This is a genomic window from Bacteroides congonensis, from assembly GCF_900130125.1.
Taxonomy (GTDB): domain Bacteria; phylum Bacteroidota; class Bacteroidia; order Bacteroidales; family Bacteroidaceae; genus Bacteroides; species Bacteroides congonensis.
Window position 1 is genome coordinate 599,741 of record NZ_FQXY01000008.1, and the last position, 12,223, is coordinate 611,963.

10 protein-coding genes are annotated in these 12,223 nt (G+C 47.6%); 2 read left to right on the forward strand and 8 right to left on the reverse strand.

The genetic code is table 11. The features are described from left to right. Window positions 1-4 precede the first annotated feature (4 nt). The 3 genes from BQ7997_RS05815 to BQ7997_RS05825 are packed head-to-tail and all read right to left on the reverse strand — an operon-like array spanning window position 5 to window position 1,645. The gene (locus tag BQ7997_RS05815; RefSeq protein WP_073344430.1) at window positions 5-334 is read right to left on the reverse strand and encodes a DUF5056 domain-containing protein; all 330 of its coding nucleotides are present in this window, start codon (window positions 332-334) and stop codon (window positions 5-7) included. Beyond that, the gene (locus BQ7997_RS05820) at window positions 315-866 is read right to left on the reverse strand and encodes an RNA polymerase sigma factor (protein WP_022139350.1); all 552 of its coding nucleotides are present in this window, start codon (window positions 864-866) and stop codon (window positions 315-317) included. Before BQ7997_RS05820 ends, BQ7997_RS05815 begins: the two co-directional genes overlap by 20 nt. Beyond that, window positions 863-1,645 (reverse strand): DUF6249 domain-containing protein, encoded by a 783-nt coding sequence (locus tag BQ7997_RS05825; RefSeq protein WP_073344433.1) that lies wholly within the window; start codon window positions 1,643-1,645, stop codon window positions 863-865. The genes BQ7997_RS05820 and BQ7997_RS05825 overlap by 4 nt, the downstream gene beginning before the upstream one ends. Window positions 1,646-1,753: 108 nt before the next feature. Between BQ7997_RS05825 and BQ7997_RS05830 the strand changes: the two genes are divergently transcribed. Beyond that, window positions 1,754-3,208 carry a methyltransferase RsmF C-terminal domain-like protein gene (locus tag BQ7997_RS05830; RefSeq protein WP_073344435.1) on the forward strand — a complete coding sequence of 485 codons (1,455 nt, stop codon included), beginning with the start codon at window positions 1,754-1,756 and terminating at the stop codon, window positions 3,206-3,208. Here BQ7997_RS05830 and BQ7997_RS05835 read toward each other — a convergent pair. The 5 genes from BQ7997_RS05835 to BQ7997_RS05855 all read right to left on the reverse strand — a co-directional run bounded on the left by BQ7997_RS05835 (window position 3,203) and on the right by BQ7997_RS05855 (window position 11,518). Continuing rightward, window positions 3,203-4,396, reverse strand: coding sequence for a TolC family protein (locus BQ7997_RS05835; protein WP_073344437.1), 1,194 nt, complete (start codon window positions 4,394-4,396; stop codon window positions 3,203-3,205). The two genes, BQ7997_RS05830 and BQ7997_RS05835, sit on opposite strands and share 6 nt — an antisense overlap. A 162-nt stretch (window positions 4,397-4,558) precedes the next feature. Further along, window positions 4,559-7,720, reverse strand: coding sequence for an efflux RND transporter permease subunit (locus BQ7997_RS05840; protein ID WP_073344439.1), 3,162 nt, complete (start codon window positions 7,718-7,720; stop codon window positions 4,559-4,561). Between the two features lie 72 nt (window positions 7,721-7,792). Further along, window positions 7,793-9,070 (reverse strand): efflux RND transporter periplasmic adaptor subunit, encoded by a 1,278-nt coding sequence (locus BQ7997_RS05845; RefSeq protein ID WP_073344441.1) that lies wholly within the window; start codon window positions 9,068-9,070, stop codon window positions 7,793-7,795. 89 nt (window positions 9,071-9,159) lie between these two features. Further along, complete coding sequence (locus BQ7997_RS05850; RefSeq protein WP_022139356.1) at window positions 9,160-9,588, reverse strand: DUF6769 family protein; 429 nt, start codon at window positions 9,586-9,588, stop codon at window positions 9,160-9,162. A 292-nt stretch (window positions 9,589-9,880) separates the two neighbouring features. Continuing rightward, on the reverse strand, window positions 9,881-11,518 hold the full coding sequence (locus tag BQ7997_RS05855) for an ABC-F family ATP-binding cassette domain-containing protein (RefSeq protein ID WP_073344443.1): 1,638 nt from the start codon (window positions 11,516-11,518) through the stop codon (window positions 9,881-9,883). Between the two features lie 117 nt (window positions 11,519-11,635). On the opposite strand from BQ7997_RS05855, the gene BQ7997_RS05860 reads away from it, so the two are divergent. Further along, window positions 11,636-12,034: a response regulator gene (locus BQ7997_RS05860; RefSeq protein ID WP_022139358.1), complete on the forward strand. Its 399-nt coding sequence runs from the start codon at window positions 11,636-11,638 to the stop codon at window positions 12,032-12,034. Window positions 12,035-12,223: the final 189 nt, after the last annotated feature.

The following is a 12,223-nucleotide window of genomic DNA, read 5'->3' on the forward strand; positions in this document are numbered from 1 at the left end:
GCGCTTATGCCAACGAAGCCACTTTACGTGTCGCCATAAACAGCAGGACGACGGTAGCGATAATTATTGATTTCGGGTCAAGGCTTGTAGCGCCATGATTAATCATACCGATAAACACTTCCCTGATGGTTCCCCAAGCAGCTTCCAAACCGCCCATCCAAACGAAAAGTACAGTTGCAATCGCCATTACGAAAACACTCCAAAGACGTGCCAGCCGATAGCTGCGGTCGGGCAAGTGGTGCATGACACGGCGACTGAATCCGTTGTCCGCTATTTCCTGCTTGTTTTCTGCGAAGAAATCGCGCAAGAGCTTATCATTGTCTACTTCTTTCATAACCGTTTTGTTTTAAATACGTTGCCAATTTCTCTTTACCACGCGACAGATGGCTTTTCACCGTCCCTGCCGGTATTCCTGTTATCCCCGCAATCTTGTCGATGCTTACATCTTCCATGTAGAACAACGTGATGCAGGTTCTTTCCACTTCTTTGAGCGTCTTGAGCGACTGGTAGACATCCATTTTCTGACCGACATTCTCCTGCTCGGTACTGTTGATGGCGTCTATTTCCCTTGTATCCAAGTCAGCCGTTTCCTTCCGGCTGCGAATATAATCATAAAAAACATTGTACGCAATACGATACAGCCACGTGGAGAAGCTTGATAAGTTTCGGAAAGAAGCAATATTCGTATACGCCTTGATGAATGTATCTTGTGCCAAGTCGTCACTCAATTCGTTGTCGCCGCAAGTCAGATTCAGGAAGAACCGCCGGACAGGCGACTGGTACTTCCCCACCAACTGGTCGAAGGCCCTGGTGTTCTTGAACACCACGACCTGCGCGACTAGCGATATATCGTTGAGTTGGCTCATTTTTCTTCTTCGGGCTTTTCTTCATTCAGCCCATTACCTTTGTTTTCGGATTCGGGGGAGAAGATATTGGAACTGTCGGTTTTGATGTTGTCGTTTTGATTTTCGCTTTTATTGATATTGCGCATCCATGCATCGGATGCTTCCGGATTTTGCTTCTGCTTGTAACCTATAATCCATTGCCCGATGCCCATAAATGCAACTAGCAGTCCGATAGTTCCGATTCCGAATTCTCCTGTAATTGCCCAAAGGAAGATGAAAAGTCCGATACCGGTAAATGTGTTTTTGATACCTTGTGAGCATGGGTCGGCAGGTTTGTTTTCCCGGATAAAGTCTGCCGGCAACGGTTGTCCTGTCGCAAGTGCCTGTTCGGCAAGGCGATAGCGTGCCTTCCGGTTCTTGTAGCGGAAGAAGAAGACTATGAACAGGATCAATACTGGCGAGCCGAATACAGAGATTATAGCTATGATCGGTATTAAAAGGCCGCTAACGGCATTTTCGAAATCGTAGAATGGAAAGTCATCGTCATCCGTATTGATTGAGAAACTGGCGCTACCGTGACTCACACTGCTTGAGTCAGCGTCAATGTCGGTGGAATCAGCATCCGTAGCGTCTATGCCAACCACTGTTACAGCAGTGTTATTCGCGTTTGCTTTGTTGCTTTTCTTTACGCTGACTTTTACGTTTCCAACAGAATCTTGTACGACAGTCGTATTATTTTGGGCGATAGCCAATGTGCAAGTGGTCAGTACGACCATCAATGCAAGTAGAAAATTCTTCATATAAATAGTTTTTTTATTTGTTTCTTTGTCTGTTAGACGTAGTTAATATCCAGGAAAGTTGCAAAGAGACGAAATATTTTTGATATTTGCGAAAATTAATAAACGAAAATGAATTTACCCGCTTCTTTCATAGATTACACCCGCTCTTTATTGGGCGACGAAGAATACGACAAACTGGCTGCTGCCTTGCAACAGGAACCGCCTGTCAGCATAAGGTTGAATAAGTTGAGAATGGACTCTCAACTTCTCCCGGTTCCCTGGTCATCTGAGGGATTTTATCTCGATGAGCGTCTTACTTTTACGTTCGATCCTTTGTTTCATGCAGGCTGCTATTATGTTCAGGAAGCCTCTTCCATGTTTGTAGAACAGGTGCTTCGGCAATACGTCACAGAACCGGTGGTGATGCTGGACTTATGCGCTGCTCCCGGTGGAAAATCGACTCATGCCCGCAGTGTGCTTCCTGAAGGAAGTCTGCTGGTTGCCAATGAAGTTATCAGAAACCGTTCGCAGATTTTGGCGGAGAATCTGACTAAGTGGGGACACCCGGATGTCGTTGTAACTAATAATGACCCTGCTGATTTTTCATCTTTGCCCTCTTTCTTTGACGTGATTTTGACTGATGTTCCCTGTTCGGGCGAAGGTATGTTCCGCAAAGACCCGGTGGCGGTTGAAGAATGGAGTCCGGAAAATGTAGCGATATGCTGGCAACGGCAACGGAGAATTATCGCAGATATCTGGCCTAGCTTGAAGCCCGGTGGAATCCTTATATATAGTACATGTACTTATAATACAAAAGAAGACGAAGAAAATGTTCGTTGGATTCAGCAAGAATTTGGGGCAGAACCGTTGGCTCTTGAGGTAGGGAAGGACTGGAATATTACAGGAAATCTTTTGCGGGACGAATCTAACAATTCTGAGAACTCTGTGCAAGAAGCACCGGTCTATCATTTCTTCCCTCATAAAACCAAAGGCGAAGGCTTTTTCTTAGCCGCCCTTCGCAAACCGGAAACGGAAGAAGACGCTACACCCGCCTTTTCTTTTGCTAAAGGCAAAACTGCAAAGAAAAAGGACAGGAAAGGCGGAGCAACGCCGTCACTTGTCACCAAAGAACATCTGAATATGGCTAAGAACTGGTTGAATGAAGAAAAATCCGCCGGTTATCTGTTATCCACAGAAGGAACAACTATTCAAATCTTTCCGCAACAATACACTGACGAACTGGCGGCCATGAAGCAAAGCCTGAAAATCGTGTCGGCAGGTGTCGGAGTGGGAGAGGTGAAAGGAAAAGATTTAATCCCCGGCCATGCTTTGGCAATGAGTTCCGCACTGTTGCGCCGCGAAGCTTTTGCAACCGAAGAAGTAACTTACGAACAAGCGATTGCCTACTTACGGAAAGAGGCCATTACCTTATCGGCAACAGCCCCTCGCGGTTATGTTTTACTTACCTATCGGAATATCCCTCTCGGCTTCGTAAAGAATATCGGCAACCGTGCAAATAATCTTTATCCGCAAGAGTGGCGTATCCGTAGCGGATATTTACCGGATGAGATAAAAACGTTATAGTTTACTCTTGTAAATCCGTGCCATCGCCTTCTGATACTGATTTTCCAGTTGCAGATAGTTCTGGTGGCTTTGGTAGATTACAGATACTTCTACGAAGTACTCAATCATGCTGATTTGTCCGCCGGTCAACGCCTGCTTCAACAATGCCAGGTCTTGTTGTGACTGGAAAGTCTTGCTGTATTCTTCCATCGAAGCGTGCAATGCCTTGGCTTCGCGGTAAAGCTGTGCCAGTTCGGATTCCACTTGCAATGTTGCGTTATCCTTTTGCAAGTCGATATTCAGCGCCTGCGCTTTGGCAATCTTCACCTTATTCCGGTTCTCGAAAAGCGGGAAAGAAAAGCCGACTACCACGCCATTGAACGGTACTCCCGTTTCTGTATTCCGTCGGTACCCCAGCTCCAACTTCGGCAACCATTGGGACTTATTGACAGCAATCTGTTTGCGGGCAACCAAACTTTCGTTGCCGAGAGCCATCAACGTGCGGTCTGCGGACATCATTTCGGATTTCAGAATCTGATAGTCAGACGGGAAAGGTACAGACGGGTATTGGTTTTCCTCGAAAACTACCGGGATATTTCCGTTCAACGTATTCAGCTCCTGCAATTTATTGCGAAGTGCCGTTTCGTTCAGCGACGTTTCCGTCTTGACGTTCAGCAATTCCAGATTAATCTTGTTCGTCTCGAGCGCATTCGCATCCCCTGTTTGCAGACGTTTGGCATACATCTTCGCAAGCTCTTCCGCATTGCGAAGACGTTCTTCCAATATATTTTTCTGCTGACGGAGCATAATAATATCCAGACAAAGTTCTTTCGCCAGTAATAACTTCTCCTGGCGGAAAACATCTGCCTGACTGTCATAAGCTCCCGCTTTCAAGCGGTTCAACTTATTGCGTGTCACGTATAAACTCGGAAAATCGAAGCTCTGTGAAACAACCAGTTCACCGATTGTCTCACTCTTATCCTTCGACCCCCAAAGATGCGCATAGGAAAGTGTAGGATCCGGCAGATTATTATCCGTTTTAGCTTCCAGTTTTTGCGACTGAATCAGTTGCCCGTTCGCCTGCAACTCCTTATTATTTGTTTCTATATTTTTTAAAACTTGGTCTATGCTGCTCTGCGCCTGCATATTGCCTGTCAGGGCAAAGAACACAGTGACAGCGAAAGAGCCTATAATGATAATTCGTTTCATACTTTCTTGTTTTTTTATTATATATCACGTTAAATGATAATTTTTAGGCACGGATTACGCGGATTTCACGGTTTTAGGAAATGCGGTTTATAAAACAATCGTGTAATCCGTGCCTGAAATGCCTTCATGCCGCAAGGAAATCTTGCTCCAGCGTTACGCTGACTACTTTGGTGCCGCAGGGGAACTTTGCTCCAACACTACGCTGGCTCCATCGGTGCCGCAAGGAAACTTTGCTCCGGCGCTACGCCGGTGGTGCATTAGTAGGTAAACAATCGGGACGATGAAACCGTTCAGGAATGTAGACGTTAACAGTCCGCCCAAGATAACTTTGGCCATCGGACTCTGTATTTCGTTGCCCGGCAAATCACCGCCCAAAGCCAACGGAATCAATGCCAGCGCGGAAGACAAAGCCGTCATCAAAATTGGATTCAAACGGTCGAGAGAGCCTTGAATCACACTGTCGTAGACATTCAGCCCCTCTTCCTGTTGCAGATGGTTGTAATGACTAATCAGCAACATACCGTTGCGAGTCGCGATACCAAACAGAGAGATAAAACCGATGATGGCGGGGATACTGACCTCACCTGTCGTAATCACCAGTGCGAAAACACCGCCAATCAACGCGAGCGGCAGATTCAGCAAAATAACTCCCGACTCCTTTACACTGCGGAACTCATGGTAAAGCAATAAGAAAATGACAGCAATACTGATAAACGAAGTCAGCGCCAACGTCCGGCTGGCCGCCTGTTCACTCTCGAACTGTCCACCATACTCGATATGATACCCTTCGGGTAACTGCACCGACGAATCAATCTCTTTCTGAATATCATTCACCACACTGCGCAAGTCACGGTCGGCTACATTGGCAGAAATCACGATTTTCCGTTTCACATTCTCGCGGTTGATGGTATTCGGGCCCATGGCCGATACCACTTCCGCCACATAACTCAAAGGAACTTTGCGGCCATCATTCGTATCCACCATCAGATTGCGAATCTTCTCCATCTCGTCACGAGCATCATCCTTCACCTTCACAATCAGGTCGAAACTCTTCCCCTGCTCGTAAACTTGCGAAATCACCTTTCCCGCCAAAGCCACATTGACATATTCCGAAAACTCCGGCAACGTAATCCCGAACTTGGCCAACATCTCCCGTTTCGGCTGAATTTTCAACTGCGGACGCTCAATCTGCTGTTCCACATTCAAATCCGCCACACCGGGAATATCACTGATAGCCTCTTTTATCTGATTGCCCAACGAGAACATCTTGTTCAAATCATCTCCGAACAACTTAATCGCGATATTCGCCTTCGTCCCGGACAGCATAGCGTCGATACGATGGCTGATAGGCTGACCGATTTCAATATTCGCTCCCGTAATCGTCCCCAACTTCTCGCGCACCTCTGCCACCAATTCACCGCGCGGACGGTCTTTCAACTCAAACGGAGCCTCTATCTCCGACACATTCACGCCCAGCGCATGCTCATCCAACTCGGCACGTCCCGTTTTGCGGGCCACCGTCTGTATCTCCGGAATCGTCATCAGCAACTCTTCCGCACGCTGCCCCATTTTATTACTCTCTTCCAGCGAAATACCCGGCAGAGAACTGATATTAATAGTAAACGAACCCTCATTGAAAGAAGGAAGGAAACTGCGTCCCAGCGTAAAGAACACCCCTAACGCAACGAGAAAGAGCGCAATCGTTCCGCCCAATGTCACCCGCTTGTGTGCCAGCACCCAAGTCAGCGCCTTCCCGTAAATACCTTTCATCCAACGCGCTACAAAAGATTCTTTCAGTTCCTTATTCGTCTTGTTGCTTCCCAACAGATACGAACAAAGCACCGGAGTCAACGTCAGCGCAACCACCGTAGAAGCAAACAGCGCCACGATAAAAGCAATCCCTAATGGCACGAGCATCCTGCCCTCCATGCCACTCAGGAAAAACAACGGCACGAAGCTGACCACAATAATCAGCGTCGAATTAAGAATCGGCATACGTACCTCTTTCGAAGCATTGAAAACCACTTGGATTGTACTCAGCCTTTCCGCTTCCGCCTTCAATCGGTTTTCGCGTAGCCGCTTGTACACATTTTCCACATCGACAATCGCGTCATCCACCAGTGAACCGATAGCTATCGCCATACCGCCAAGGCTCATCGTGTTGATAGTCAGACCCATGTAATGCAGCGTCAATATGGAAACCAACAACGAAAGCGGCAATGTCACCAACGAAATCAGCGTAGTCCGCACATTCGCCAGGAACAGGAACAGGACGATAACGACAAAAATACCTCCTTCCAAAAGCGACTTCTTCACATTGCCGATAGAACTTTCGATAAAACTGCTCTGACGGAAAATGTCCGTTGATACCTTTACATCCGGCGGCAGATTCTTCTGAAGGTCTTTCAAAGAAGTCTCCAATTTATCCGTCAACTCCAACGTACTGGTGGCGGGCTGCTTGGTAACGGTCATTAGCACCGCCGGTTTGCCACGTTCCGAAGCCGTACCCAGTTTCGGGGCTTTCGGGCCGATGGTCACATTCGCGATATCTTCCAGCGTGACAGGGAAACTGTTCACCGTCTTAACCACCGCCTTACCGAGCTGTCCGGTCTGCGTGGTGGACAGTACGCCACGTACAATATATTCATTTCCAAACTCATAGAGCACACCACCGTTCGCGTTCAGGTTCATGTCCTGCGTCACGGTCATGACTTCGCCCATCGAGATGCCATAGTGGCGCATCCGTTCCGGGTCTAGCTGAATCTGATATTCTTTAATATCTCCACCGAGCACAGCCACCTGCGCCACACCACCGGTAGACAGCAGACGGGGACGGATTGTCCAGTCGGCAATCGTCCGGAGATCAAGCATCGAAGTCGAGTCGGCAGTCAGCCCGACGATAAGCATCTCGCCCAGGATAGAAGATTGTGGGCCGAGAGTCGGCTTGCCGACGTTGACAGGCAGCGATTCGCTGACTACCGCCAGTTTTTCGCTCACAATCTGGCGGGCAAGATAAATATCCGTTCCCCAGTCGAACTCTACCCACACAACAGAAAAACCATTGGTAGAAGAAGAACGCACGCGGCGTACACCGGTAGCGCCGTTTACGGCAGTTTCAACAGGGAAAGTGACGAGTTGTTCAACTTCCTCGGCCGCCATGCCGTTCGCTTCGGTCATGATGACCACTGTGGGGGCGTTGAGGTCGGGGAATACGTCTACTTCCGTATGCATGGCGGTATATGTCCCCGCGATGAGCAGGAGAATAGCCGCACAGAGCACGACCAACCGGTTGTGCAGGGAGTAATGTATAATTTTATTAAGCATGATAATTCATTCGTTGAGTTATAAAAAAGGATAGATGCGCCGCAAGAAAATCCGGCTGCGGCACGTTGCCGCTTAATGTTCGTGGCTGTGTGCGGGAATCGCATTGCTTGCGCTTGCCAGTCTCACCTGATAAGCCCCTTCGGTCACCACGCGGTCGCCGGGCTTCACACCTGTAAGAATTTGCACACTCTTGCCATTGTCGGCACCAATCGTAACTTCTTGTTTTTTATAACCCTCCTCGTCCAGTTGCAGATATACGAAATAAATGCCCTGTTCCTCTGTCAGCGCAGTGCGCGGAAGCGAAATCACATTCTCCATCGGCGAAGAAAGTAGGAATACTTCTACAAAAGAACCGGGAATCACCTCACCTTTATTGTCAAACTCGAATGTGACAGGCACATAAAAGGAATTATCTCCGGCAGCCTTTCCGAAAGAAAGCAGTCTGCCGTTCAATGCCTTCAGTTCGTACACCTGATTATTATAAGGTGTCTGAAAGTTTGCCGAACTAATTGTACGAAGATACGTGTAATACTTCTCCGATACCTCCGCGCGAAGGAACAGACGACGGTTCTGCGTCACACTTACCAACGGCTGGCCGATAGTCACGTAATCTCCTTCTTTCACGAGAATACTTTTCACGTATCCGGCAATAGGAGCGGTGATATTTTGTCCGATAGCCGAATGGTTCTTGGAGAGGGCTTCGTAGCTGATGCGTGCGTTTTCGTAACTCTGTTCAGCCTGCGCAAAATCCTTGTCGGATACAATCTTGTTTTGGACAAGCGCCTTCATGCGTTCGTACTCCTTCTTCGACACTTCGTAGGCGATACGTGCACGCTGCACCGGGTCGCCGTCGGCAATGTTGTGCGAAGAAATCGTGATGAGGGGAGTGCCGTTGCCTACGCTCATTCCTTCCGTAACCTTTCCACGGAAAGAAACAACGCCGGCTACCGTAGCTACGGCAACCGATTCGTCTCCCTGGGCAGCCAGCACTTGTCCGCTCGTCTTAATCACCTGTTGGAAAGGAGCAGGCTCAACGGTACTTACCTTCACTCCGGCTGCGTCGGCTTTCGCTTTCGGAAGAATAATTTCATCACTGTGGGCTTCTGCGCCTTCCTTGTGACTGGCGGTTGCTCCGTGGCTGTGGTCGCCGCTACATTCGCTGCCGTGGGCGCTGTGGTCGTGGCCTTCAGCTTCATGGTTGTGACCTTCCGCTTCATGATTATGACCCTCTGTCGCATGATTATGTCCTTCCGCTTCATGTTCATGCTCGTTGTGCGTGTGTGTGACGGTGCTATTACAAGCCCCCAAGACGAACAGTCCCAGGACTCCGATAAAAATAAATTTCTTCATAAATGATATTTTCCTACTAAATTTTACTGTTTTTGATTTACGCTACAAAGATAAAGTAACGCGGATGCAACAGATTTGCATTCACGTTTTTACGCAAAAACAGAGTAGGGAGGGGCGCGAAGGGAAGTGGCACGGGGAGTATCCGTACCATGCAGAGAGTCTCGGTAGACGTAGTAGTTCTTGACCCGTCTCTCTTGCGGTCGCAGTAAATGTTCTATGATTACATCCGTAAACAGGGTAGCGATGAATACGTAATCCGGGCCGCTGTCAGTGTGTATGGATGGGATAGGCGATTGAAACCTTGTCAGGCATTCGCTGTTGCAGCAGGAATCGCTTCCGGGCTGATGGTTTTGGTGGTGATGGTGATTATGCATGGGACACTGCTGTTCGACCGGCAAGTCCTGTTTCATGCAAATCATTCCGTTGGGGTGGTGATGATGGGGAATAACTGCCGCCACCAACATGATAATGTTGATAAAAAACAGCAGAGTTACTATAATTCGTTTCTTCCCTTTCATCCTTTCTTTTAGAGAAATTATTTTTTTAGTGGTTCTTTTTCCTTTTCCTGCAAGCGTTCCAGTAATTCGGTTGCTTTCCAAGTCCTGCTATATTAATGTGCACAAATATACAAATACTTTTCTTTCCTCTTCTAGCCATCACCCTCTTTTTATTATTTATTAGGGTGTTCAAAGTTGATAAGTTCAGACATAAGAACAAAAGAACATAAGAGTTGCGCTTAGAAAATTATTCCTGCTGTTTATTTAACTACTGTTTTAATTTTTGTTCTTATGTTCTTCTGTCTAAAAAATATTATTTCTTTTCCAACTCTTGCAGCGAATCCATTTTCTTCTTTTCGAGGAACTCGTAGATGCCGCAAAGGTGCTCCGTCACCTTCTGATTGCCAAACTCATACACCTTCGTCACCAGTCCGTCAAGGAAGTCACGGTCGTGCGAAACGACAATCAGCGTGCCGTCAAAATCGAGCAGCGCCTGTTTCAGAATATCCTTCGTCTTCATGTCGAGATGATTCGTCGGCTCATCGAGAATCAGCAGATTAACCGGCTCCAACAGCAACTTAATCATCGCCAACCGCGTGCGCTCGCCACCGGACAACACTTTCACCTTCTTCATCGACTCTTCCGGCCCGCCAAACATGAAAGCACCCAGCAAATCCCGAATCTTGTTCCGAATCTCTCCCTTCGCCACATCATCAATCGTCTGAAATACCGTCAGATTCTCATCCATCAGCGAAGCCTGATTCTGCGCGAAATACCCGATCTGCACATTATGTCCCAGTGTCAGCGTACCCTCATGCTCTATTTCCCGCATGATACACTTCACGAGCGTAGACTTACCCTCACCGTTCTTGCCTACAAAAGCCACCTTATCCCCGCGCTCAATCGTCAGATTCGCGTTACGGAACACTGTCTTCTCACCATATGTCTTGCCGACATTCTCCATTATCACCGGATAACTGCCCGACCGTGGCGAAGGCGGGAACTTCAACCGCAATGCCGAAGTATCCTCCTCGTCCACTTCGAGCAATTCCAGTTTCTCCAACATCTTCACGCGGCTCTGCACCTGCAACGTCTTCGAGTACGTACCCTTGAAACGTTCGATGAACTCCGTCGTCTCGGCGATAAACTTCTGCTGCTCGTCATACGCCTTCTGTTGCTGCACCCGGCGTTCCTTGCGCAGTTGCAGATATTGGGAGTAATTTACTTTATAGTCATAGATGCGCCCCATCGTCACTTCGATGGTACGCGTCGTGATATTATCCACAAACTTGCGGTCGTGACTAATCACAATCACCGCCTTACCATTATTGATCAGAAAATCTTCCAACCACTGGATAGATTCGATATCCAAGTGATTCGTCGGCTCATCGAGCAACAACACGTCCGGTTTCTGCAACAGCAACTTCGCCAGCTCGATACGCATCCGCCATCCACCGCTGAAATCACTCGTCTGACGCTGGAAATCAGCCCGCTTGAACCCCAGTCCGAGCAAAGCCTTTTCCACATCCTCCTCATAATTCGTGGCATCAATCGAATAAAACTTCTCACTCAATGTCGACACTTCCTCAATCAGTGCCATATAACTGTCGCTCTCGTAATCCGTCCGCGTCTCCAATTCCTTGTTCAACCTCTCGATTTGCGCCTCCATTTCGTGCAGATGAGCGAACGCCTGTGCCGTTTCTTCAAACACCGTCCGTCCGTCTTCCGTCATCAAGTGCTGCGGTAGATACGCCACCACGCAATCTTTGGGAGCCGAAACCCTGCCGCGGGTAGGCTGCCGCGCACCCGCCAGAATCTTCAGCAGTGTACTTTTACCAGCCCCGTTCTTGCCCATCAGGGCGATGCGGTCTTTCTCATTAATTACGAAGGAAATGTCACTAAATAAAGTAGTGCCGCCAAATTCTACGGCCAATCCGTCAACAGAAATCATACTATTCTTTTAAATTGAAGCGCAAAGATAGCGAAATATATGAATCTTTTTTATAACTTGCGGGCTGAAAAGGAATGCAACCTTTAAAAACAGATAAAATAACAATAGTAAAACAATATGGAAGGCGTACAAACTAATGAATTCCGTCCACTGATTCTGGTGGCTGAGGATGATGACAGCAACTTCAAATTAATAAAGGCTATCATAGGTAAAAAATGTGATATTGAATGGGCTAGAAACGGAGAAGAAATGGTGCAGTTGTTCAAGCAGCACCACGAAAAAGTCAAAGCTATGCTGATGGATATCAAGATGCCCGTGATGAACGGACTGGAAGCAACGAAAATAATCCGTGAGTCCAATACAGAAATTCCCATTATCATGCAGACAGCCTATGCTTTCAGCTCCGATAAGGAGAACGCGATGAACGCGGGGGCGACGGAAGTGCTGGTGAAGCCGATTACTTTGGGAATTCTCCGCACTACACTGAGTAAATACCTGCCCGACTTGCAATGGTAGAATGGATATTTAAAAAAAATAAATAGGGTAAGCAGATAGAAATGGTATCTGTCAGTAGAAAAATGGTATCACAACGTATGCCGGATTTCCACTTTCCCGGTCTGTTTGTCTTCTGAATTTAAGAAATAAATGCCGGCGCATAAATAAGGATGAATTGCGATACGCGGTATATAAAAAGTAAAATAGGCG